18 protein-coding genes and 4 pseudogenes are annotated in these 23,811 nt (G+C 68.7%); 15 read left to right on the forward strand and 7 right to left on the reverse strand.

Annotated elements, in window-relative coordinates; translation table 11 throughout:
* Window positions 1–19 precede the first annotated feature (19 nt).
* Window positions 20–928: an SMP-30/gluconolactonase/LRE family protein gene (locus tag TSH58p_RS21505; protein ID WP_109469409.1), complete on the reverse strand. Its 909-nt coding sequence runs from the start codon at window positions 926–928 to the stop codon at window positions 20–22.
* Between the two features lie 151 nt (window positions 929–1,079).
* On the opposite strand from TSH58p_RS21505, the gene TSH58p_RS21510 reads away from it, so the two are divergent.
* The 6 genes from TSH58p_RS21510 (at window position 1,080) to TSH58p_RS21535 (ending at window position 9,111) form a co-directional block, all read left to right on the forward strand.
* Window positions 1,080–2,126, forward strand: coding sequence for a LysR family transcriptional regulator (locus TSH58p_RS21510; protein ID WP_109469410.1), 1,047 nt, complete (start codon window positions 1,080–1,082; stop codon window positions 2,124–2,126).
* Window positions 2,127–2,241: 115 nt separating this feature from the next.
* Window positions 2,242–3,318 carry a multiple monosaccharide ABC transporter substrate-binding protein gene (gene chvE, locus TSH58p_RS21515; RefSeq protein WP_109469411.1) on the forward strand — a complete coding sequence of 359 codons (1,077 nt, stop codon included), beginning with the start codon at window positions 2,242–2,244 and terminating at the stop codon, window positions 3,316–3,318.
* Between the two features lie 77 nt (window positions 3,319–3,395).
* Complete coding sequence (gene mmsA / locus TSH58p_RS21520; RefSeq protein WP_109469412.1) at window positions 3,396–4,979, forward strand: multiple monosaccharide ABC transporter ATP-binding protein; 1,584 nt, start codon at window positions 3,396–3,398, stop codon at window positions 4,977–4,979.
* Window positions 4,976–6,187 carry a multiple monosaccharide ABC transporter permease gene (mmsB, locus tag TSH58p_RS21525; protein WP_109469413.1) on the forward strand — a complete coding sequence of 404 codons (1,212 nt, stop codon included), beginning with the start codon at window positions 4,976–4,978 and terminating at the stop codon, window positions 6,185–6,187. Before mmsA ends, mmsB begins: the two co-directional genes overlap by 4 nt.
* 8 nt (window positions 6,188–6,195) lie before the next feature.
* On the forward strand, window positions 6,196–7,173 hold the full coding sequence (locus TSH58p_RS21530; protein WP_109469414.1) for a Gfo/Idh/MocA family protein: 978 nt from the start codon (window positions 6,196–6,198) through the stop codon (window positions 7,171–7,173).
* 111 nt (window positions 7,174–7,284) lie between these two features.
* Window positions 7,285–9,111, forward strand: coding sequence for an IlvD/Edd family dehydratase (locus TSH58p_RS21535; RefSeq protein ID WP_109469415.1), 1,827 nt, complete (start codon window positions 7,285–7,287; stop codon window positions 9,109–9,111).
* A gap of 19 nt (window positions 9,112–9,130) precedes the next feature.
* Here TSH58p_RS21535 and TSH58p_RS21540 read toward each other — a convergent pair whose 3' ends face one another.
* Window positions 9,131–10,351: a S9 family peptidase gene (locus tag TSH58p_RS21540; RefSeq protein ID WP_109469416.1), complete on the reverse strand. Its 1,221-nt coding sequence runs from the start codon at window positions 10,349–10,351 to the stop codon at window positions 9,131–9,133.
* Between the two features lie 205 nt (window positions 10,352–10,556).
* On the reverse strand, window positions 10,557–11,402 hold the full coding sequence (locus TSH58p_RS21545; protein WP_109469325.1) for a bifunctional 2-polyprenyl-6-hydroxyphenol methylase/3-demethylubiquinol 3-O-methyltransferase UbiG: 846 nt from the start codon (window positions 11,400–11,402) through the stop codon (window positions 10,557–10,559).
* 384 nt (window positions 11,403–11,786) lie between these two features.
* On the opposite strand from TSH58p_RS21545, the gene TSH58p_RS21550 reads away from it, so the two are divergent.
* From TSH58p_RS21550 to TSH58p_RS21575, 6 genes and pseudogenes are all read left to right on the forward strand, one after another.
* Window positions 11,787–12,599 (forward strand): GntR family transcriptional regulator, encoded by an 813-nt coding sequence (locus TSH58p_RS21550; protein ID WP_109469326.1) that lies wholly within the window; start codon window positions 11,787–11,789, stop codon window positions 12,597–12,599.
* Complete coding sequence (gene kduD, locus TSH58p_RS21555; RefSeq protein WP_109469327.1) at window positions 12,596–13,354, forward strand: 2-dehydro-3-deoxy-D-gluconate 5-dehydrogenase KduD; 759 nt, start codon at window positions 12,596–12,598, stop codon at window positions 13,352–13,354. The genes TSH58p_RS21550 and kduD overlap by 4 nt, the downstream gene beginning before the upstream one ends.
* A 34-nt stretch (window positions 13,355–13,388) precedes the next feature.
* Window positions 13,389–13,724 carry a cupin domain-containing protein gene (locus TSH58p_RS21560; RefSeq protein ID WP_109469328.1) on the forward strand — a complete coding sequence of 112 codons (336 nt, stop codon included), beginning with the start codon at window positions 13,389–13,391 and terminating at the stop codon, window positions 13,722–13,724.
* Window positions 13,725–13,854: 130 nt separating this feature from the next.
* A complete protein-coding gene (locus tag TSH58p_RS21565; RefSeq protein WP_109469417.1) occupies window positions 13,855–14,844 on the forward strand; it encodes a TRAP transporter substrate-binding protein in 990 nt (329 codons plus the stop codon).
* A gap of 73 nt (window positions 14,845–14,917) precedes the next feature.
* Window positions 14,918–15,457 carry a TRAP transporter small permease gene (locus TSH58p_RS21570; RefSeq protein WP_109469329.1) on the forward strand — a complete coding sequence of 180 codons (540 nt, stop codon included), beginning with the start codon at window positions 14,918–14,920 and terminating at the stop codon, window positions 15,455–15,457.
* Window positions 15,448–16,730 (forward strand): annotated as a pseudogene (locus tag TSH58p_RS21575) (TRAP transporter large permease). The gene TSH58p_RS21570 and the pseudogene TSH58p_RS21575 overlap by 10 nt, the downstream one beginning before the upstream one ends.
* Window positions 16,731–16,803: 73 nt before the next feature.
* On the opposite strand, the gene mgrA reads toward TSH58p_RS21575, so the two are convergent.
* Both mgrA and TSH58p_RS21585 read right to left on the reverse strand, forming a co-directional pair.
* Entirely contained in the window at window positions 16,804–17,802 is a 999-nt protein-coding gene (gene mgrA, locus TSH58p_RS21580) for an L-glyceraldehyde 3-phosphate reductase (RefSeq protein ID WP_109469418.1), read from the reverse strand.
* Window positions 17,803–17,939: 137 nt separating this feature from the next.
* The gene (locus TSH58p_RS21585) at window positions 17,940–18,746 is read right to left on the reverse strand and encodes a GntR family transcriptional regulator (protein ID WP_109469331.1); all 807 of its coding nucleotides are present in this window, start codon (window positions 18,744–18,746) and stop codon (window positions 17,940–17,942) included.
* Window positions 18,747–19,005: 259 nt separating this feature from the next.
* On the opposite strand from TSH58p_RS21585, the pseudogene TSH58p_RS21590 reads away from it, so the two are divergent.
* From TSH58p_RS21590 to TSH58p_RS21605, 3 genes and pseudogenes are all read left to right on the forward strand, one after another.
* Window positions 19,006–19,438 (forward strand): annotated as a pseudogene (locus TSH58p_RS21590) (methylglyoxal synthase).
* 205 nt (window positions 19,439–19,643) lie between these two features.
* Window positions 19,644–21,044, forward strand: a pseudogene (gene uxaC, locus TSH58p_RS21600) (glucuronate isomerase).
* A gap of 168 nt (window positions 21,045–21,212) precedes the next feature.
* The gene (locus TSH58p_RS21605; RefSeq protein ID WP_109071536.1) at window positions 21,213–22,736 is read left to right on the forward strand and encodes a UxaA family hydrolase; all 1,524 of its coding nucleotides are present in this window, start codon (window positions 21,213–21,215) and stop codon (window positions 22,734–22,736) included.
* Window positions 22,737–22,864: 128 nt separating this feature from the next.
* On the opposite strand, the gene TSH58p_RS34465 is transcribed toward TSH58p_RS21605, so the two are convergent.
* Both TSH58p_RS34465 and TSH58p_RS34470 read right to left on the reverse strand, forming a co-directional pair.
* Window positions 22,865–23,317: a LysR substrate-binding domain-containing protein gene (locus tag TSH58p_RS34465; protein ID WP_256380069.1), complete on the reverse strand. Its 453-nt coding sequence runs from the start codon at window positions 23,315–23,317 to the stop codon at window positions 22,865–22,867.
* A gap of 119 nt (window positions 23,318–23,436) precedes the next feature.
* A pseudogene (locus tag TSH58p_RS34470) lies at window positions 23,437–23,778 on the reverse strand (LysR family transcriptional regulator); the annotation flags it as partial.
* Window positions 23,779–23,811 lie beyond the last annotated feature (33 nt).

The raw sequence follows: 23,811 nt of genomic DNA on the forward strand, positions 1-23,811 counted from the left end.
TCGATTGCGGGTGGGCCGGTCAGCCCAGCGGTGGGCCCGGCGGTCGGCCAAATCGGCCGGGCGGCAGGCCGCGAACGCCGGGATCGCACGCGAACAGTGCGCCGGCCAGCGGTTCGTCGGGCCGGCCGTCACGGCCGATGCCATGGGCCGCGGTGGTCACGAACAGCCGGTCGAGGGCGGGACCGGCGAAGACGCAGGAGGTGACGCGCGACACCGGCAGCGCGATCGCGCGGTCCAGCGTGCCGTCGGGCCGGAAGCGGCTGACCCGCCCGCCGTCCCAATGGGCGACCCACAGGCCTCCCTCGGCGTCGCAGGTCATGCCGTCGGGATAGCCATCGGCCTCGCCGAAGCGGATGTGGGCGCGCTTGCCGGACAGCCGCCCCGCGCCGTCCAGATCGAAGGCGTGGATCGTCCGCGCGGCGCTGTCGGTGTGGTAGAGCGTCCGCCCGTCCGGCGACAGGGCCGGGCCGTTGGCGACGGTGTAGCCCTCGTCCACACGCGAGACCGAACCATCGGGGTCGAGCCGGTGGAAGGCGCCGGACGGCGTTTCCTCCCCGTCGTCCATGCTGCCGATCCACAGGCGCCCCTGCGCGTCGGCCTTGGCGTCGTTCAGCCGGTTGCCCGGCCGGCCGGGGTCGATCCGCGCCAGCTCCCCGACGATCACCGCGCGGCCCGGCTCAAGCCGCAGACGGACCACCCGGCGCGAGCGCAGCCCGGCGATGAAGCCGTCGCCATCGGCGCACTCGACCAGCCAGCAGGCAGCGTCCTCCAGCGCCCATTCCGTCCGCGTCCCGTCGTCGAGCCCGTGGCGCAGAATCCGCGATCCGTGGATGTCGACGAAGAAGACGGCGCCCTGCCCCGGCGACCACAGCGGGCCTTCGCCCAGGAGCGCCCGGGCGGGCCAGACGCAACGAACCTCCTGCGGCATGCCGTCTCGCCCCCCCTCGCGGTCCCGTTCCGAATTTTGTTGACCATGCCAACAATAAAGGGCGTTCTGATAATCGTCCAATACGAATATCGGCGCCGGCGATACGAGATTTCGTATGCCCGCGGCGTCATCAGACCGGAGGCCCCCGCCCGTGACCCCGCACCGTTTCCCGGCCAACTGGTTCCTCAAGGCCCGGCTGAAGCTGCGCCATCTCCAGCTCTTCGTGGCCCTGGACGAGCACCGCAACCTGCACCGCGCCGCCGCCAGCCTGACCATGTCGCAGCCGGCGGCCTCGAAGCTGCTGGGGGATCTGGAGGAGTCGCTGGGCGTCAGCCTGTTCGAGCGCCATGGCCGCGGCGTCGAGCCGAACTGGTACGGCAGCCTGATGATCCGCCACGCGCGGACGATCCTCAGCGGCCTGCAGGAGGCCGGGGAGGAGCTGAACGACCTGCTGGCCGGCCACAGCGGCAGCGTCTCCATCGGCACGGTGATGGCCCCGGCGGTGGAGCTGGTGGTGCCGGTGATCACCACGCTGACCCGCGACCATCCCGACCTGAAGATCGCCGTGGCGGTGGAAACCAGCGACGTGCTGGCCGAGCGGGTGCAACAGGGCGTGATGGATTTCGCGATCGGCCGCCTGCCCGACCACGTCGACGCCGCCTGCTTCGACTACCAGGAGATCAGCAGCGAGGAGCTGTGCTTCGTCTGCCGCGACGGGCACCCGCTGCTGCGGCTCGGCCGCCCGCTGACCGCCGCCGATCTGGTGGACGCCACTTGGATTCTCCAGCCGCTGGGAAGCCTGCTGCGCAGCCGGGTCGAGGCCCTGTTCCGCGCCGAGGGGGTTCCGCCGCCGCGCAAGGTGATCGAAAGCGCCTCCCCGGTCATCTCCCTGGCGATGGTGGCCGAGAACGATTCGGTCACCGTCTTCGCCCGCGCGCTCGCCCAGGTGTTCTCCCCCACCGGCAGCTGCACCATCGTGCCCTTCCACAAACGCTTCAGCGTCGAGCCCTACGGCATCTTCTGGCTGAAGGACCGCCCGCTGTCGCCGGGCGCCCGCACCGCCCTGGCCGCCTTGCGGGCGGCGTCCGACGCGAAGATGCGCCGCGCGCTTGAGACGCCGCAGTCCAGCTCTTCACGTGATACCGGCCCATCAAGTGATATCGAAATGTGTATGGATTCCGCCAATAATCGTATTTGACAGTTATGGTTTTTCGGCCGATTGCTAGCCTTACAAACATTGCGCCACCCGACACCCGTTCAAGAGCCGCGGGTGTGGCCAACCCGGTGCCGCAGAAGGGGGAGGAATTCGGCCCATGTCTTCTTCATTCACGACCACACTGGCCGGGATGGCCGTCGGCGTGCTGGCCCTGACCGTTGCCGCCGCGCCGACGCTGGCGCAGGACAAGCCCACCGTCGGCATCGCGATGCCCACCAAGTCCTCGGCCCGCTGGATCGACGACGGCAACAACATGGTCAAGCAGTTCCAGGCCAAGGGCTACAAGACCGACCTGCAATACGCCGAGGACGACATCCCCAACCAGCTCGCCCAGATCGAGACGATGGTCGCCAAGAACAGCAAGGTCCTGGTGATCGCGGCCATCGACGGCACGACGCTGACCGACGTGCTTCAGCAGGCCAAGGACCGCGGGGTGAAGGTCATCGCCTACGACCGGCTGATCCGCGGGTCGGAAAACGTCGACTATTACGCCACCTTCGACAATTTCCAGGTCGGCGTGCTCCAGGGCAGCTACATCGTCGACGCGCTGGGGCTGAAGGACGGCAAGGGTCCGTTCAACATCGAGCTGTTCGGCGGCTCCCCCGACGACAACAACGCCTACTTCTTCTACAACGGCGCCATGTCGGTGCTGCAGCCCCACATCGACAGCGGCAAGCTGAAGGTGGGCAGCGGTCAGGTGGGCATGGACAAGGTGTCCACCCTGCGCTGGGACGGCGCCACCGCCCAGGCCCGCATGGACAACCTGCTGAGCGCCTTCTACGGCAACCGGCGCGTCGACGCCGTGCTGTCGCCCTACGACGGGATCAGCATCGGCATCATCTCCTCCCTGAAGGGGGTCGGCTACGGCTCGCCGTCGCAGCCGATGCCCGTGGTGACCGGCCAGGACGCCGAGGTGCCCTCGATCAAGTCGATCCTGGCGGGCGAGCAGCGGGCCACCGTCTTCAAGGACACCCGCGAGCTGGCCCGGATCACGGTGGAGATGGTGGACGCGGTGCTGGGCGGCGGCACGCCGCCGGTCAACGACACCAAGACCTACGACAACGGCAAGAAGGTCGTCCCGGCCTATCTGCTGAAGCCGGTCAGCGTGGACGCCTCCAACTGGAAGAGCACGCTGGTCGGCAGCGGCTACTACACCGAAGCCCAGTTCAAGTGACGAAGCGGCGCGGGGCGGGCACCAACCGGCGCCCCCCGCCACCGGCCTGAGGTTCGACCGGGCGATCGGAGGTGTTCATGGACTCCATCCTGGAGCGGTCCAGTCTGGCGATGCCGATCCTGGAGATGAACGGCATCACCAAGACGTTTCCCGGCGTGAAGGCGCTGGACAACGTCAACCTGTCGGTCCGCGAGGGCGAGATCCACGCGCTGATCGGCGAGAACGGCGCCGGCAAGTCGACGCTGATGAAGGTGCTGAGCGGGGTCTACCCGCAGGGCAGCTTCGACGGCGAGATCCGCTTCCGCGGCCAGCCGCAGGCCTTCCGCGGCATCGCCGACAGCGAGCGGCAGGGCATCATCATCATCCACCAGGAACTCGCCCTGGTTCCGCTGCTGTCGATCACCGAGAACCTGTTCCTCGGCAACGAGCAGGCGAGGCGAGGCGTGATCGACTGGGACGCCGCCACCCTGCGGGCGCGGGAGCTGCTGCGCCTGGTCGGGCTGCACGACCCGCCGGAGACCCTGATCACCGACATCGGCGTCGGCAAGCAGCAGCTCGTGGAGATCGCCAAGGCGCTGTCCAAGGAGGTCAAGCTGCTGATCCTGGACGAGCCGACCGCCAGCCTGAACGAGAGCGACAGCGACGCCCTGCTGGAACTGCTGCTGCGCTTCAAGGCGCGCGGCATCGCCTCCATCCTCATCTCGCACAAGCTGAACGAGATCGCCAAGGTCGCCGACCGGGTGACCATCCTGCGCGACGGCACGACGGTGGAGACGCTGGACTGCCGCGAGGCGGTGGTCAGCCAGGACCGCATCATCCGCGGCATGGTCGGGCGCGCGCTGTCGGACCGCTACCCCAAACGGACCACCGTGCCCGGCGATGTGCTGTTCGAGGTCAAGGGCTGGAGCGCCGACCACCCGGCCCATCCCGGCCGGCGCGTCGTCCGCGACGTGAACCTGACCGTCCGCCGCGGCGAGGTGGTGGGCATCGCCGGGCTGATGGGCGCCGGCCGCACCGAGTTCGCGATGAGCCTGTTCGGCCGCTCCTACGGCCGCAACATCCGTGGTCAGGCCTTCCTGAACGGGCGGGAGATCGACGTCTCCACCATCAGCCGGGCCATGGCGAACGGCCTCGCCTACGCGACGGAGGACCGCAAGCATCTCGGCCTCGTGCTCGACAACGACATCCGCCACAACGTCACGCTGGCGAACCTCAAGGGGGTGGCGAAACGCTGGGTCATCGACCATGAGCGCGAGGTCCAGGTGGCGGAGGAGTTCCGGCGCCGGCTGCGCATCCGCTGCGCCGACGTGTTCCAGGAGACGGTCAACCTGTCGGGCGGCAACCAGCAGAAGGTCGTGCTCAGCAAATGGCTGTTCGCCGACCCGCAGGTGCTGATCCTCGACGAGCCGACCCGCGGCATCGACGTCGGCGCCAAGTACGAGATCTACACCATCATCAACCAGCTGGTCGCCGAGGGCCGGGGCGTCGTCCTGATCTCGTCGGAAATGCCGGAGCTGCTGGGCGTCGCCGACCGCATCTGCGTGATGAACGCGGGCGAGATGGTCGCCGAGATGCCGGCGGCCGAGGCCAGCCAGGAGAAAATCATGCGGGCCATCATGCGCTCCGGGGAGACGCTGATGTCCGGGGAGGCTCTGCCATGAGTGCCGAACTCAACCTTCCGGCCCGCGGCCCGCGGGTGTCCATGGGCCGGTTCGTGAAGGCGCACATGCGCGATTACGGCATGCTGCTGTCGCTGGTCGCGATCGTCCTGTTCTTCCAGTACATGACCGACGGCACGCTGCTGCAGCCGCTGAACCTGACCAACCTCGTGCTGCAGAACAGCTACATCGTCATCATGGCGCTGGGCATGCTGCTGGTGATCGTCGCCGGGCACATCGACCTGTCGGTGGGCTCCGTCGTCGCCCTCATCGGCGCGCTGGCGGCGACGCTGATGGTGCGGCTCCACCTGGACTTCGTCACCACGACGCTGCTGTGCCTGCTGGCCGGGGCGGCGATCGGGGCGGTGCAGGGCTTCTGGGTCGCCTATCTGCGCATCCCCTCCTTCATCGTGACGCTGGCCGGCATGCTGGTCTTCCGCGGCCTCTGCCTGATCCTGCTGGCCGGCCAGTCGGTCGGTCCCTTCCCGGTGGAGTTCCAGCGCCTCAGCTCCGGTTTCATCCCGGATTTCCTGGCACTCGACGCCTTCAACCTGGGCAGGTTCCACCTGACCAGCCTGCTGCTCTGCGGGACGGTCGCCGCCGCGCTGGTGGCGATGAACACCACGGCGCGCCTGCGCCGGCAGAGCGTCGCCATCGAGCAGGAGCCGCTGCCGCTGTTCGTGGCGAAGAACGTCGCGCTGGCCGCCGTGCTGCTCTATGTCGGGCAGTTGATGGCCTCCTACCGCGGCCTGCCCAACGTGCTGATCATCATGAGCGTGCTGATCGCGCTCTACGGCTTCGTCACCCGCAACACCACGGTGGGGCGGCGCGTCTACGCGCTGGGCGGCAACGAGAAGGCGGCCAAGCTGTCGGGCATCGACACCCGGCGGCTCAGCTTCTACACCTTCGTCAACATGGGGGTTCTGGCGGCGCTGGCCGGGCTGATCTTCGCCGCAAGACTGAACACCGCCACGCCGAAGGCCGGCGTCTCGTTCGAGCTGGACGTGATCGCCGCCTGCTTCATCGGCGGCGCCTCGGCCTCGGGCGGGGTGGGCCGGGTGACCGGGGCGGTGATCGGCGCCTTCATCATGGGCGTGATGAACAACGGCATGTCGATCCTGGGGATCGGCATCGACTGGCAGCAGGTCATCAAGGGCATGGTGCTGCTCGCCGCCGTGACCATCGACGTCTACAACAAGAACAAGGCGTGAGGACTGTCATGACCCGTCCCACCCCGCTCACCCTCGGCATCGTCGGCTTCGGCAAGATCGCCCGCGACCAACATGTCCCGGCCATCGCCGCCACCGGCCTGTTCCGGCTCGCCGCGGTGGTCAGCCCGCACGGCGCCTCCATGGAGGAGATTGGGCACGGCGACGTGGCGGTCTTCCGCAGCCAGGCGGAGATGCTGGCCGCCCTGCCCGGCCTCGACGCCGTGGCGATCTGCACGCCGCCCGCGGTCCGCCACGCCCTGACGGTGGAGGCGCTGCGCGCCGGCAAGCATGTGCTGATCGAGAAGCCGCCGGCCGCCACCCTGACGGAGCTGCGCCTCCTGCTCGACGCGGCGGAGGGTGCCAAGCGCACGCTGTTCGCCGCCTGGCACTCCCGCTTCAACGCGGCGGTGAAGGAGACGCGGCGGCGGCTGGCCGGCGCCACCGTCCGGAACGTTGCCATCACCTGGAAGGAGGACGTGCGGCGCTGGCATCCCGGCCAGGATTGGATCTTCGCGGCGGGGGGCTTCGGCGTCTTCGATCCGGGCATCAACGCCCTGTCGATCCTGACCGAGATCCTGCCGGCACCCGTCGTCGTCCGCGACGCCGAGCTGCGGGTCCCCGCCAACCGCGACACCCCCATCGCCGCCACCCTGAGGATGGAGGGGGCTGCGGGCTCCGCCGTCGGGACAGTGACGGCCGCCTTCGACTTCCTCCAGGAGGGCGAGCAGACCTGGACCATCGCCATCGAGACGGACGGCATCGGAGCGGAGGGTGGGCGGCTCGACCTGACCCATGGCGGCACGCGGCTGAGCGTGGACGGCGTGCCCGTGCTGGCCGAGCCCGACGCCGAGTACCAGGGCATCTACCGCCGCTTCCGCCATCTGATCGCGGACGCGGCCGGCGACGTCGACGCCCGTCCGCTGCAACTGGTGGCCGACGCCTGTCTGGTCGGGCGCTGGCGCACCACCGACGCCTTCCACTGGTAAAGCGCCGGGCACGCCACCCGGCCGACTCCCGACGACGCCCCGAACGAGGCTCCGAACGACCCCGGCGCCGGCCGCCCCCGGTCCGCGCCCCCAACCCGAATTGGTGCCGACATGCCCGATACGAAACCCTCCTCCCACCACCCGGAGTCCGGTTCCGCCCGGCGGCTGCGGTCGCGCGCGTGGTTCGACAACCCCGACAACCCCGACATGACCGCGCTCTATCTGGAGCGTTACCTGAATTTCGGGCTGACGCGGGAGGAGCTGCAATCGGGCGCGCCGATCATCGGCATCGCCCAGACCGGCTCCGATCTCAGCCCCTGCAACCGGCACCATCTGGTCCTGGCCGAACGCCTGCGCGAGGGCATCCGCACCGCCGGCGGCATCGCCATCGAGTTCCCCGTCCACCCGATCCAGGAAACCGGCAAGCGGCCCACCGCCTCGCTCGACCGCAACCTCGCCTATCTCGGCCTCGTCGAGGTGCTGCACGGCTACCCGCTCGACGGGGTGGTGCTGACCATCGGCTGCGACAAGACGACCCCCGCCTGCCTGATGGCGGCGGCGACCGTGAACATCCCGGCCATCGCCCTGTCGGTCGGCCCCATGCTGAACGGTTGGTTCCGCGGTGAGCGCACCGGCTCGGGCACCATCGTGTGGAAGGCGCGCCAGATGATGGCGGCCGGCGAGATCGACTATCAGGGCTTCATCGAGCTGGTGGCTTCCTCGGCCCCCTCGACCGGCTACTGCAACACGATGGGCACGGCCTCCACGATGAATTCGCTGGCCGAGGTGCTGGGCATGCAGCTTCCCGGCTCCGCCGCCATCCCCGCCCCCTACCGCGAGCGCCAGCAGGCCGCCTACGAGACCGGCAAGCGCATCGTCGGGATGGTCCGCGAGGACCTCAAGCCGTCCGACATCCTGACCCGCGACGCCTTCCTCAACGCCATCGTCGTCAACTCCGCCATCGGCGGCTCGACCAACGCGCCGATCCACATCAACGCCATCGCCAAGCACATCGGCGTGCCGCTGACGGTGGAGGACTGGCAGACCCATGGGCACGACGTGCCGCTGCTGGTCAACCTCCAGCCGGCCGGCGAGTATCTGGGCGAGGACTTCCACCGCGCCGGCGGCGTGCCCGCGGTCGTCGCCCAGCTGATGGGCAAGGGGCTGATCCGCGAGGGGGCGCCCACCGTCAACGGCCGGACCATCGGCGAGAACTGCCGCCAGCAGCCGATCCTCGACACGCGGGTGATCCACCCCATCGACGAGCCACTGATGCCCAACGCCGGCTTCGTGGTGCTGCGCGGCAACCTGTTCGGCGCGGCCATCATGAAGACCAGCGTCATCTCCGACGAATTCCGCGAACGCTACCTGTCCAACCCGCAGGACCCGGAGGCGTTCGAGGGCAAGGTGGTCGTCTTCGACGGGCCGGAGGACTACCATCACAGCATCGACGACCCCGCCCTGGGCATCGACGCCTACACCATCCTGGTCATCCGCGGCACCGGCCCCATCGGCTATCCGGGGGCGGCGGAGGTGGTCAACATGCGGCCCCCCGCCACGCTGATCAAGCAGGGTGTCCATTCCCTTCCCTGCATCGGCGACGGCCGCCAGTCCGGCACCTCGGGCTCGCCCTCCATCCTCAACGCCTCGCCGGAGGCGGCGGCGGGCGGCGGGCTGGCCCTGCTGCGCAGCGGCGACCGGGTTCGCATCGACCTGCGCCGCGGCAGCGCCGACATCCTGATTCCGGAAGGGGAACTGGCCGACCGCCGCGCCGCTCTGGAGGCCGCGGGCGGCTACCCCATCCCGCCGTCGCAGACTCCCTGGCAGGAGATCCAGCGCGGCATCGTCGACCAGCTCGACGAGGGTATGGTGCTGAAGCCCGCCGTCAAGTACCAGCGCGTCGCCCAGACCATGGGCATCCCGCGCGACAACCACTGAACGGGAGGACGGGAAGCGCTCAGCCTCCCACCTCGAACCGGTCGTCCAGCCAGTCGAGAACGCGGAGGTTCAGGAGGGAGCGGTTGCCCATCTCGCAATGGCCGTCGGCGCCCTCGGCGGCGGTGAAGCGCATCAGCGTCTTCGGGGCGCCGAGCGCGTCGAAGAAGGCGCCCGCGCCGGCCGACAGGGCGTCACCCTCCGCCTGGGTGATCAGGGTGGGGCAGGCGATGAGATGCGCCCGCCCGCGCATGGTGAATTGCTCCGCCGAGGCGAGGTAGGAGCGCAGGTCCGCGACGCCGTGCACCCAGAAGCCGCGCTGCACGACCTTCCAGTTCAGTTGGCGGTGGCTGCGGATGAAGGCGTCCATGCGGTCGATCACGGCCTGGTCCAGGGCGCCGAGGTCGGCCGCCTCCTCCGGCGCGACGCCGAGCGTGTGCACCACCACGTCGCGGAAGCCGTCGGCGATGCTCCAGGTTCCGGGATCGGCGATCAGCGCCGCGATGCGCGGTTCGCCCGACGCGCCGCGCGGGGCGAGATGCCCGCCCAGGCTCCAGCCGCTGAGCGCGATGCGCGCCGCGTCGACGAGCGGCAGGGTCTCGGCGAAATCGACCACCGCCCCGATCACCGTTTCCCAGTCCGGCCGCAGCGGAACGTTGTGCTCGTAGAGCATGGCCCCCTGGCCGGGGCCGTCGAACAGCAGGCAGTGATAGCCCCGCCGCGAGGCCGCCACCGCCGACGCGAAATACAGGTCGGTGATGGTGGCGTCGTAGCCGTTGGTGAAGACGATCAGCGGGCGGACCCGGGTCTCGAAGCCCTCCGCCGGGATGAAGCGGCCGGGCAGCGCCATCGCGCCGAAGGGAATGGCCAGCGGGATGGCCGGGCGTGGCCCGAGCGAAAGCCCCTTGTCCAGCGCCGCCGTCCCCTTACGGAACGCGGCGATCAGCCGCGGATCGACGGGCGCGCCGTAGAGCGGGTGGAACGAGGCGTTGTAAAAGGCGCTCGCACGCAGATAGAGGGCACGGGCGGTCGCCTTGCGCCCCTTGGCCAGAGCGGCATCGGCCTCGTGCGCCAGCCGGTCGCCCGCCGCGGTCCAGGCGTCGTAGTAAGCGCCGTCGTCGCCGTCGCCGATGGCCTCCGCCACCGCCCTGATCTCGCCGAAATCGGCCCCGCCGTAGGGGATGTAGGCGACGGGCCAGGTGCCGAAATCCTCGTGCAGAGCGTCGCGAAAGAGGGTGCTCACGGCTGTCCTCCCCAGTCCCGCCGGCCGGTTCACGAAGCCCCGGCAACCCCCAATTGTCGCCCCGCCAACGCCAGCCCGCCACCGCGCAGAAGGTGAGACGCCCGAACGGCCGTGGCGTGACGGCGCATTCGCGCGGCGACCCTCGCAAGCCGCCTTCCCATGACGGCCTGGAAGCCGCTTCCGCTCCGAAACGGCGGGCGCCCTGTCATTTGCTTGCAGCGACACCATACATGAGAGGAAGGCTGGGCATCGTCTCCGGCGGCACCCAGCGCTTGCCATCAAGCGCACGCATGCCCTCGAAACCACGCCAACCGTTTGAATAGGGATACTCGACCAACCGGTCGAGAGTCAGTCCGGCACGGATGAGCGCCGACACGACGTCGCCGATTCCCCAATAGAACTCAAAACAGGGGTGCGGATTGACGAAGTTCTCAATTCCGGTCTGATACCCTTCAAGAGCCAGACCTTCTCCCGACTCCGCCACGTAATCGCCCACCCCGGGCTCCTTGATGGGCTCGGTTCTGAAGTAATCGTAGTGCGGCTGCCATTGCTCATCGAAAACCATGGCGTAGGGGTGGAATTCCACAAGGACGAATTTCCCTCCCGGCCTGAGCACCGAAGAGATGCCCCGCGCCCACGTGTCGATGTCCGACAACCAGCATATGGTCCCGTAGGAGGCGAAAACCCGATCGAAGGTCCGCCCGTCTCTGGCCGATTGCTCGAACCATGCGAACAGATCCTCGCGCTCGAAGCGGGCGGGAATGCCGCTTTCGTCGGAAAGCCGGGAGGCGAAATCGATGGCCTCGTCGGAGATATCGACGCCCGTCACCCTGGCGCCAAGATTCGCAAGACTCAGGCTGTCCTGACCAGCGTTGCACTGAAGGTGCAGGAGATCGACGCCCGCAATGTCGCCAAGCAAAGTCAATTCCTCATTGTAGAGGGTACTGCCGCCATTCCTAAAGAAATCGGCCTGATCGCCTTTGTGGCTGTTATGCGCAACGGTCGCTGCGTTCCAGGACCTGCGATTGGCCTCGTGCATTTCATGCGGCATGAATATTCTCTCGTCTCCAGGCAAACACCACGCAAACACACACCACCTCCTGCCGCAACATCGGAGGCCGGCGCCGTTTCGCGACGGGTCCATCGGTGTTGGTGGGTGCCCCCCCTCATTTCCAATCCAGCGCGAAGCGGACACATGGGGGCGACGCCTCCGGCACCCCCACCATCCGCGAATCGCTTCGGATGCTCAACGGCCGTTACCACCCGTGCTGGCGAAACTCTTCGACACCACCGTTTCCCCTCCCTCCGGAAAAATGTTCGCCCCTTCCTCAAAATCAGGCTTGCGCGGCACGCTGATATATTAATATGCTCTTCCTCAAGGAACAGCACGGAACGGCCCCGGATGGGGCACGGGCCGGCATATGGGAGGACCGCAATGGCTTCGACCTCCAGGCCCGCCCTGGATGCCCAAACGCCCGGAACCGCATCGGGGACCGTGCCCGGAAAGACGCTCGGAACCGCCAAGGAACCGCGCCTGTCCGCCCGCGCGACGGCCACCGCGGAGATCTACCGGTCGCTGCGCGGGGACATCGTGGCCATGCGGCGCAAGCCGGGGGAGCCCATCGTGGAGAAGCACGTCGCGGAGTCCTTCGGCGTCAGCCGCACCCCGGTGCGCGAGGCCCTGCTGCGGCTGGCCGACGACGGGCTGGTCGAGATCTTCCCGCAATCCGGCACCTTCGTCGCCCGCATCCCGGTCAACGCCCTGCCCGAAGCGGTGGTGATCCGCACCTCGCTGGAATGCACCGCGGTCCGCTACGCCGCCGTCCGTGCCGCGCGCAGCCAGATCGCAGCGCTGCGGGCCAACATCCTGCTCCAGCAGGAGACCATGGCGGCGGGCGATCTCGACGGTTTCCACGAGGCCGACGAGGAGTTCCACCGCCTGATTTCCGAGATCGCCGGCTTCCCCGGCCTGTGGAACATGGCCCAGCAGGTGAAGATGCAGGTGGACCGCTACCGCCGCCTGACCCTGCCGGAGCCGGGCCGCATCCCGCATGTCCTGGCCGAGCACGGCGGCATCGTCGACGCCATCGCGGCGCGCGACCCGGCCGAGGCGGAGCGGCTGATGACCATCCATCTCGGCGCGCTGCTGGAATCCGTTCCGAACACCCAGGGGGCCAACCCCTTCTTCTTCTCCGGCGTGCAGCCGGACAGCCCGTCGAAGACGAAGAAAGAAAGCACCCCGTCATGACCAACCCCTTCGACCTCACCGGAAGGACCGCCCTGGTCACCGGGGGCAACGGCGGCATCGGGCAGGCCATCGCCGTCGCCCTGGCGCGGGCCGGCGCCGACATCGCGGTCGCCGGGCGCACCCCGCCGGACGAGACGCGCGCCCTGGTCGAGGGGCTGGGCCGCCGCTTCGCCGCGATCCCCGCCGACCTGTCCAGCATCGCCCCGATCCCCGCGGTGATGGAGGAGACGGTCGGCACGCTCGGCGGGCTGGACATCCTGGTCAACAACGCCGGCCTGATCCGCCGCGACGACCCGCTGGACTTCACCGAGGCCGACTGGGACGCCGTTCTGGACGTGAACCTGAAGTCGGTCTTCTTCCTCTGCCAGGCCTTCGGGCGCTACGCGCTGGGCAACGGGCGGAAGGGCAAGATCATCAACATCGCCTCCATGCTGTCCTTCCAGGGCGGCATCCGCGTGCCTTCCTACGCGGCGTCGAAGAGCGGCATCGCGGGCATCACCCGCCTGCTCGCCAACGAATGGGCGGGCAAGGGCATCAATGTGAACGCCATCGCGCCGGGCTACGTCGCGACCAGCGTCACCACCGCGCTGCGCGCCGACGAGCGCCGCAACGCCGAAATTCTGGCCCGCATCCCCGCCGGACGCTGGAGCGAGCCCGCCGACATGGGCGGACCCGCGGTGTTCCTGGCCTCCGATGCGTCCGATTACGTCCACGGCACGATCCTGCCGGTGGACGGCGGCTGGCTCGCCCGCTGACGGGTTGGCTTGCACTAGTAAGGGGAAGACGAGGATGAGCACGGACGTTTTCGTGATCGACGAGGCGGTGGCGTGGCAGGACCTGGGCGCCGGGGTGCGCCGCAAGATCCTCGGCCACAACGACGCCATGATGATGGTGCGCGTGGAGTTCGAGACCGGCGCCATCGGGCCGCAGCACCGCCACCCGCACGTCCAGTGCGCCGTGGTCGAGAAGGGCTCCTTCGACGTCACCATCGAAGGCGTCACCCGGCGGCTCGGCACCGGCGACGGCTACATGGTGCCGTCCAACGCCCTGCACGGCGTCGTGGCGCTGGAGCCGGGCGTCCTGCTCGACATCTTCACGCCCCCGCGCGAGGACTTCCTCGCCTGACGGATCACCACCGACCATCACCCGCTGGCCGGCGCGCGGGAACACGCGCCGGGCGGCTCCCGGACCCGACCGTCCAAACCAAAGAACCAGCCTAAAAACCGCTGCTTAAGAATCGCCAGGAGGACACGCTATGCATCTTTCGACCCGCGGTATCCGCGCCGCCCTTCTCGCCGCCTGCGCGGCCTGCACCCTGCTCGCCACCCCGGTCGTGGCCCGCGATTTCCGCTCCGCGGACATCCACCCGGCCGACTACCCGACCGTCGAGGCCGTGAAGTACGTCGACAAGCTCCTGAAGGAGCGGACCGGCGGCAAGCTCGGCGTGAAGGTCTACCCGAACGGCGCGCTCGGCACCGAGAAGGACACCATCGAGCAGCTGAAGATCGGCGGGCTCGACATGATGCGCATCAACGTCGCGCCGCTGAACAACGTCGTCCCGGAGACGATGGTCACGGCCCTGCCCTTCATCTTCCGCTCCACCGAGCACATGCGCGCCGTGCTGGACGGCCCGATCGGCGACGAGATCCTCGCCGCCATGGAAAGCCAGGGCATGATCGGCCTCGCCTTCTACGACAGCGGCTCGCGCAGCATGTATTCGGCCGCCAAGCCCTACAAGACGCTGGCCGACATGAAGGGCGCCAAGATCCGCGTCCAGCAGTCCGACCTGTTCGTCGCCATGATCCAGGCGCTGGGCGCCAACGCCACGCCGATGCCCTTCGGCGAGGTCTACACCGCGCTGAAGACCGGCATCGTCGACGCGGCGGAGAACAACTACCCGTCCTACGAGTCCTCGCGCCACTTCGAGGCCGCCAAGTACTTCACCCTGACCGAGCACGCGATGGCGCCGGAAGTGCTGGTCTTCTCCAAGGTCTCGTGGGACCGCCTGTCGAAGGACGACCAGGCCGCCATCCGCAAGGCCGCCAAGGACTCCGTCCCCTACATGCGCAAGCTGTGGGACGAGCGTGAGCAGAAGTCCAAGGACGTGGTCCTGAAGGCCGGCGCCCAGATCGTCGAGGTTACGAACAAGCAGGAGTTCATCGACGCGATGGCTCCCGTCTACAAGCAGTTCGCGAGCACGCCGAAGCTGGACGGCCTCGTGAAGCGCATCCAGGACACGAAGTAAGCACAGTCGAACGCGGCGCTTCCCTTCGGCCGACCGAAGGGCGGCGCCGCGTCCTTTGAGGGGAGCCGGCGGCATGGAAATCGAGCTGCAAGCAATGGACCACAGCCCCCCGCAGAGCGCGGGCCTGCTCACGCGGGTGAACGCGCGGCTGGCGCGGTCGGGGATGTGCGTGGCGATGGTCGGCCTGATGGCCATCGTCGGGGTGGTGTTCTATCAGGTCTTCGGCCGCTACGTGCTGAACGATTCGCCGACCTGGGCGGAGAGCCTGGCCATCGTGCTGGTCCTCTACGTCACCCTCATCGGCGCCGCCGTCGGCGTCCGCGACGCCGGACACATCGGCCTGGAATCCTTCCTCGTCATGCTGCCCGACGTCATCCGCCGCAAGGTCGAGATCGTCATCTACGCCCTCGTCGGCGTCTTCGGCGCCTGCATGGCCTACAACGGCTGGGTGCTCGGCAATTCCGTCGCCGCCTACTACATCCCCAACCTGCACGTCTCCGAAGCCGTCCGCTACATCCCGCTCGTGCTTTCGGGCGTCCTGATCGTGCTCTTCTCGATCGAGCACATCGTCGCCATCATCCGCGGCGAGGAGGTCGCGCCGTCATGGAACTGACCATTCTCGCCGTCACCTTCTTCGGCTTCCTCGTCCTGGGCATCCCGGTCGCCTTCGCCATCGGCCTGTCGGCGCTCTGCACCATCCTCTACGAAGGCCTCCCCGTCGCCGTCATCTTCCAGCAGATGATGTCCGGCATGAACGTCTTCTCCTTCCTCGCCATCCCGTTCTTCGTCTTCTCCGGCGAGCTGATGCTCCACGGCGGCGTCGCCGACAAGATCGTCGCCACCGCCAAGAACATGGTCGGCCACATCCGCGGCGGCCTCGGCATGTCCAACGTCGTCGCCTGCACCCTGTTCGGCGGCGTCGCCGGCTCCCCCGTCGCCGACGTCTCGGCCATGGGTGCGGTGATGATCCCGATGATGAAGCGCGAAGGCTACCACGCCGACTACGCCGTCAACGTGACCACCCACGCCGCGCTGGTCGGCGCGCTGATGCCGACCAGCCACAACATGATCATCTACGCGCTGGCCGCCGGCGGCAAAGCCTCCATCGGCGCGCTGATCGCCGCCGGCATCGTCCCCGCCCTGCTGCTGATGGTCTGCAACCTGGGTGCCGCCTACTACGTCGCGGTCAAGCGCGGCTACCCCCCGGCACCTTCCCCGGCTGGTCCATCCTGGGCCGCTCCTTCGCCGCCGCGGCGCCCGGCCTGCTCATCGTCGTGATCATCCTGGCCGGCATCACCTCGGGCGTCTTCACCGCCACCGAGTCCGCCTCCATCGCGGTGATCTACGCGCTGCTGCTCACCACCTTCGTCTACCGCACGCTGACCTGGGACCATTTCCTGGCCGCCGCCGCCAAGACGGTCAAGACGACCGGCGTCGTCCTGCTGCTGATCGGCGTCTCCACGATGTTCCAGTACATCATGGGCCTCTATCAGGTGGCCGAGATCACCGGCGAGCTGATGGCCGGCATCTCGACCAACCCGCTGGTCATCTTCCTGCTGATCAACATCATCCTGTTCCTGCTCGGCACCTTCATGGACATGGCGAGCACGATCCTGATCTGCACGCCGATCTTCCTGCCCATCGCCATGCAGTACGGCATGGACCCGGTGCAGTTCGGCATCGTCATGCTGATCAACTGCGCGCTCGGCCTCAACACCCCGCCGGTCGGCACCACCCAGTTCATCGGCTGCGCCATCGGCGAGATCTCCGTAGGCCAGGTCATGCGCTCCATCCTCCCCTTCTACGGCGCCCTCTTCGTCACCCTCCTCCTCGTCACCTACGTCCCAGCCTTCTCCCTCTGGCTCCCCCACCTCCTCATGCGCTGAGGCACACAGGGTCATGAAAAAGGGCCGCGCCGGCATCCCCGGCACGGCCCTTTTCATGTCGGCTTCCGGCGGATCAGCCGGCTTCGGCGTTCGAGGAGTTCTGCCACAGGTTCAGCCCGCCATCGACGGCGTGACGGTCGATCTCGGCCAGTTCCTCCGGCGTGAAGGCGGTGTTCTTCAGCGCGTCGAGCGAGTTGTCGAGCTGCTCGACGTTGCGGGCGCCGACCAGGGCGGAGGTCACGCGCGGGTCACGCAGCACCCAGGCGATGGCCATCTGGGCCAGCGTCTGGCCGCGCCGCGTGGCGATGGCGTCCAGGGCGCGCACGCGCTCCAGATTCTCCGGCGACAGGAAGTGCGCCTTCAGCGTGCCGCCCTTGGCCGCGCGGGCGTCGGTCGGCTGGCCGTTCAGGTACTTGGTGGTCAGCATGCCCTGGGCCAGCGGCGAGAAGGCGATGCAGCCGATCCCGGTCTCCTCCAGCGCGTCGAGCAGCCCGCCCTCGATCCAGCGGTTCAGCATCGAATAGGACGGCTGGTGGATCAGGCAGGGCGTGCCGAGGTCCTTGAGGATCGCCGCCGCCCGCCGGGTCATCTCCGGCGAGTAGGAGGAGATGCCGACATAGAGCGCCTTGCCCTGCCGCACGGCGTGGTCGAGCGCGCCCATCGTCTCCTCCAGCGGGGTGCGCGGATCGACGCGGTGCGAATAGAAGATGTCCACATAGTCGAGCCCCATCCGCTTGAGGCTCTGGTCCAGGCTGGCCGTCAGGTACTTGCGCGAGCCCCAGCTGCCGTAGGGGCCGGGCCACATGTCGTAGCCGGCCTTGGTGGAGACGATCAGCTCGTCGCGGTGGGCCTTGAAGTCGGTCGCCAGGACGCGCCCGAAATTCTCCTCCGCCGAGCCCGGCGGCGGGCCGTAGTTGTTGGCGAGGTCGAAATGGGTGACGCCGCGGTCGAAGGCCCGGCGCAGCACGGCGCGCCCGGTCTCGAAGACGTCGGTGCCGCCGAAATTCTGCCACAGCCCCAGCGAAATGGCCGGCAGGTCGAGCCCGCTCCGCCCGCTGCGGCGGTAGGTCATGGCGGTGTAGCGGCCGGATCGGCGCGGTAGAGCGATTGCATCGCGGTCTCCTGGCTGTCTTGCGCGGTGTTGGGAGGGATCGTGACTGATATATTAGAAATCAGCCGCGATCCAAAGCCAAGAGCGCAGAACAGCCTTCAGACCGGCTCGGCCTCGTCCTCCGAGGGGGCGGTGAAATAGAGCGGGTTGGCCTTCTGCGCGTCGGCGATGGTGACCTGGAGATAGTCCAGATGCAGGTCGATGGCCTTCGCCGCCGCCTCCGGGTCGTTGTTGGCGATGGCCTCGATGATGACCGAATGCTCGGCGATCACGTCCGGCACGCGGCCGAGCACCGGCAGGGTCAGCAGGCGGTAACGGTCGACCTGCACCTTCACCTGCTGCGTCAGGTTCCAGAATCCGGGATAGCCGGCGGTCTCCGCCAGCAGCGCGTGAAAGGTCTCGTCGGCCTGATGGAAGCCTTCGAAATTCTGGGCGGCCTCCATCTCGCGCTGGAGTTCCAGGTTGGCGCGCAGCTTGGCGATCTGGCTGCGGGTGGCGCGCTTGGCGGCGTAGCGGACGGTCGCCTCCTCCAGCGCCTTGCGGATGGCGATGGCTTCCGGCAGGGCGCCCAGCGGGATGCGGGAGACGAAGGTGCCCGACTGCGGGAAGATCTCGATCAGCCCCTCGTCCGCCAGACGCAGCACGGCCTCGCGCACCGGGGTGCGGCTGACGCCGTAATCCTGGGCGATCACCTTCTCCGCGACCGGCTCGCCCGGCTTGCGGCGGAGCGAGACGATCTCGTTGCGCAGGTCACGGTAGATCGTCGCGGCCACGGTGGTGCCGCGCTGGGCCGGACGGGCGACCGCCGCCGCCGTGCGGCGCCGGGTCCGCGTCTTGACGCCCTCGGCCTGTTCCGAATCCGCCGTCGATGAATCCGCCGTCGATGTCTGCGCCGCCTTTTTCAACACCCGCTCCTGCCAGGACGATTCAGGGCGCCGGATCTTCGGAATGCCGGCATCGAACCCACTGGTTCACGCCGCAGACGGTCCGCCCTTCATCGCAATATACTAATACCCGGCGGGGTGGGTCAAACGCCATGGCCCGCGCGGCGCCCCGGTTCCGCGCCAGTTTGTCCCACCGGGAAGCGCGTTGCGCCGTCCATCAGTATACTAGTATATTGAAGAAAGCTCCACCGCGGAGCGCACAGCCGCAAGGACCGTCACCGTGGACCGCAAACGCATCGCCCTCGTCGCCCACGACGCCGCAAGCCCGACCTGATCGGCTGGCTCGGCGCCAACATCCGCGCGCTGGAGGGCAACGTCTTCTGGTCCACCGGAACCACCGGCCGGCTGGTCCGCGAGGCCCATCCCAGTTGGACATCACCTCGCTGAAGAGCGGCCCGCTGGGCGGCGACCAGCAGATCGGCGCGATGATCGCGGAGGGCCGGATCGACCTGCTCGTCTTCTTCGTCGACCCGATGACCGCCCAGCCCCACGACGTGGACGTGAAGGCGCTGACCCGCCTCGCCACGCTCTACAACATCCCGATGGCCTGCAACGAGGCGACCGCCGACATGGTGATATCCTCCCCCCTCTTCACCAGCGGCTACCGCCCGCGGGCCGTGGACTTCGCCGCCCACAATTCGCGCAGCCTCTGACCGGCCCTCTTGACCACCTCTTGAATTGCGCGTCCCGCCGACAGAATTGTGGGCGGGACGCACAAAGTCCTTGCATCCGGAACTGATATATTAATATATTCCGTCATGCGGGGCATGACCGGCGCCGCACAGGGCGCCACACCCGAACCACCCATTCAAATGGGCACCGGACCCGGTCCGGCATCCCTCTTTCCGGAGATGAACGATGCTCCACCCCGACCGCCTCTTCCCCAGCGATCCCACGCAGCGCGACATCGCGCGCCGGCTGTACGCGGAGGTGGGCCACCTGCCGATCATCAGCCCGCACGGCCACACCGACCCGTCCTGGTTCGCCAAGAACGAGGCGTTCCCGAACCCGGCGTCGCTGTTCGTGGTGCCCGACCATTACGCCTTCCGCATGCTCTACAGCCAGGGCGTGACGATGGAGAGCCTGGGCGTGCCGCGCAAGGACGGCGGGGCGGTGGAGAGCGATCCCCGCAAGATCTGGCGCCAGCTGGCGCAGAACTGGCACCTGTTCCGCGGCACCCGACGCGCATGTGGCTGGACCACGCCTTCGAGACGGTGTTCGGCGTGACGGAGCGGCTGAGCGGGGCCAGCGCCGACCGCATCTTCGACCAGATCGACGCCTGCCTGCAGAAGCCGGACTTCCTGCCGCGCGCCCTGTTCGAGCGCTTCAACATCGAGCTGCTGGCGACCACCGAGTCGCCGCTCGACACGCTGGAGCATCACCGCGCCATCCGCGAGAGCGGCTGGAAGGGCCGCGTCATCACCGCCTTCCGCCCCGACCCGGTCGTCGATCCGGAGTTCGAGGGCTTCCAGGCCAATGTCGAGACGCTGGGCGCGCTGTCCGGTGAGAACACCGCGACCTGGGCCGGCTACCTCGCCGCCCTGCGCAACCGCCGCCAATATTTCAAGGAGGTCGGCGGCGCCACCTCGACCGACCACGGCCACGCCACGGCGACCACCGCCGACCTGTCGGACGCCGACGCCGAGCGGCTGTTCGAGAAGGCGCTGCGCGGCACCATCACGGCGGCCGAGGCGGAGATCTTCCGCGGCCAGATGCTGACCGAGATGGCCAAGATGAGCCTGGACGACGGGCTGGTCATGCAGATCCACCCCGGCAGCTTCCGCAACCACAACCCGGGCGTCTTCGAGCGCTTCGGCCGCGACAAGGGCGCCGACATCCCGACCGGCACGAGTATGTGCGGGCGCTGAAGCCGCTGCTCGACCGCGTCGGCAACGAGCGCGACCTGACCATCATCCTGTTCACGCTGGATGAGACCAGCTACGCCGCGAGCTGGCGCCGCTGGCCGGCCATTACCCGGCGCTGCGCGTCGGCCCGGCCTGGTGGTTCCACGACAGCCCCGAAGGCATGCGCCGCTACCGCGAGATGATCACGGAGACGGCCGGCTTCTACAATACGGTCGGCTTCAACGACGACACGCGCGCCTTCTGCTCCATCCCGGCCCGCCACGACGTGGCCCGCCGCGTCGACTGCGCCTTCCTGGCCCGGCTCGTCGCCGAGCACCGGCTGGAGGAGGACGAGGCCGCGGAGCTGGCGGTGGATCTCGCCTACACCCTCGCCAAGAAGGCCTACAAGCTCTGACGTTGGATTTGCCCTTCTCCCCTCTGGGGAGAAGGGGTGGGATGAGGGGGCGGCCGCAGGCCGACAACGCACACTGATTGCCGTGCGTGAACGCCCTGACGGGCGCCCCCTCACCCTAACCCTCTCCCCAGAGGGGAGAGGGAACATTAAGGAGTGAAAGGAATCCCGATGGCATCGCTGACCATCCGCCTGCATCCCGCGGACAACGTCGTCGTTGCCGGAGCCGACCTGCCGGAGGGCACTCCCCTGCCCGACACCGACGTCGTCGCCCGGACCACGATCCCCTCCGGCCACAAGGTCGCGGTGCAGGCCATCGCGGTCGGCGAGCCGGTGCGCAAGTACAACCAGGTCATCGGCTTCGCGACCGCCCCCATCGCGCCGGGCGACCATGTCCATGTCCACAACATCGGCGTGGGCGACAGCTTCGAGCGCGACTACGCCTTCGGCGCCGACGTTCACCCCACCGACCTCCTCCCGGAGGCCGAACGCGCCACCTTCCAGGGCATCGTCCGTCCGGACGGTCGCGTGGCGACCCGCAACTACATCGGCATCCTGACCACGGTGAACTGCTCGGCCACCGCCGCGCGGATGATCGCCGACCAGTTCCGCGGCGACGCGCTGGCCGCCTACCCCAACATCGACGGGGTGGTCGCGCTGACCCACGCCTACGGCTGCGGCATGGGCTCCCAGGGCGACGCCATCGACGCGCTGCGCCGGACCATCGCCGGCTACGCCCGCCACCCGAACTTCGCCGCCGTGCTCGTGCTCGGCCTCGGCTGCGAGGTGAACCAGATCGACAAGCTGGTCGAGGTCGAGGGGCTGACCGTCGGCGACACGCTGCAGACGCTGGCGATCCAGGACAGCGGCGGCACCGCCGCCACCGTGCGGGCGAGCGTGGAGCGCATCCGCGCGCTGCTGCCCCGCGTCAACGACGTGAGGCGCGAGACCGTGCCGGCCAGCCACCTGATCCTGGCGCTGCAATGCGGCGGGTCGGACGGCTATTCGGGCATCACCGCCAACCCGGCGCTGGGCCACGCCGTCGATCTGCTGATCCGCAACGGCGGCACCGCGGTGCTGAGCGAGACGCCGGAGGTCTACGGCGCCGAGCATCTGCTGACCCGCCGCGCCGTCAGCCCGGCGGTCGGCGAGACGCTGGTCGAGCGCATCCGCTGGTGGGAGGACTACACCAGCCGCACCGGCGGCGAGATGAACAACAACCCGTCGCCCGGCAACAAGAAGGGCGGCCTGACCACCATCCTGGAGAAGTCGCTGGGCGCGGTCGCCAAGGCCGGCACGACCAACCTCGTCGAGGTGGTCCGCTACGCCGAGCCGATCACCGGGCCGGGCCTCGTCTTCATGGACACGCCGGGCTACGACCCGGTGTCGGCCACGGGACAGGTGGCGGGCGGCGCCAACGTGCTGTGCTTCACCACGGGCCGCGGCTCCGTCTTCGGCTGCAAGCCGACGCCCTCGCTGAAGCTCGCCACCAACACGCCGCTGTTCCGCAAGATGCCCGATGACATGGACATCGACTGCGGCCCCATCGCCACCGGCGACGCCACCATCGAGGAGGTCGGGCGGGCGATCTTCCAGCTCATCCTCGACACCGCGTCGGGCCGGAAGACCAAGAGCGAGGAGCTGGGCTTCGGCTCCGACGAATTCACGCCCTGGCAGATGGGCGCCGTCATGTGAGCGAAAGGGCTTGCGCTCAGAGTGATATACTAGTATAAGTGTTTTCGTTCGGTTATCCTTTGAAACCCAGTCGGCAGGCCGCACCGTGCGCGTGGTTCCGCCGAGTGACGTTTCTCCAAAGTGCGACTTCAGACCGCCGGAGTATTCTCCGGCGGTCTTTTCTTTCCCGGATCCGGCGACCCGACCGCGGCGTGCAGCCAGTCCCGGAAGACGGTGAAGCCCGGCTCCCGATGCCGCGCCGGGCGCGAGACCAGATACCACGCCCGCCCCATCGGCACGGCCAGCGCGAAGGGCGTGACCAGCCGGCCCGCCGCCAGATCGTCGGCGATGTAGAGCCGCGCCCCCAGCGCCACCCCCACCCCGTCCGCCGCCGCCTGCAAGGTCATGGCGTAGCTGCTGAAGGACAGCCCCTTCACGGCCGGCGGCGCCAGCCCGGCCGAGGCGAACCAGTGCGGCCAGTCGTCCGCCCAGTGCGACACCGACAGCAGGGTCGCCGACAGCAGATCCTCCGGACGGCGCAACGTCCGCGCCAGGGCGGGCGCGCAGACCGGCAGCATGTCGGCGGTGAACAGCTCCTCCACCTCGTAGCCCGGCCAATGCCCGTCGCCCAGCAGCAGGGCGCAGGTCCAGTCCTCGCGGATCGGCGCGCCGGCACCCCGGTGGCGATGCGCACCTCCACGTCGGGGTGGCTCTCATGGAAGGCTGACAGGCGCGGGATCAGCCAGCGCACCGCGAAGGTGGCGCCCACCCCCAGAGTCAGCACCGGGCCGTCGCGCATGGCGGCGACCCGCTCCACGCTCTCGGCGATCGCGTCGAAGGCGCCGGTCAGGCCGGGTTGCAGCGCCCGCCCGCGGTCGGTCAGCTCCAGCGCGTTGGCCCGCCGCTCGAACAGCGGGAAGCCCATCCGCTCCTCCAGCAGGCGGACCATGCGGCTGACCGCGGCCTGCGAGACGTTCAGCTCGCCCGCCGCCCCGGTGAAGCTGCCGTGGCGGGCCGCGGCCTCGAACGCCCGCAGGGCGTTCAGCGATGGCAGGCGCCGCATCCGATCCCCTCCCCTTGCACCCCAACATTTCCT

This window comes from Azospirillum sp. TSH58 (assembly GCF_003119115.1).
Lineage (GTDB): Bacteria > Pseudomonadota > Alphaproteobacteria > Azospirillales > Azospirillaceae > Azospirillum.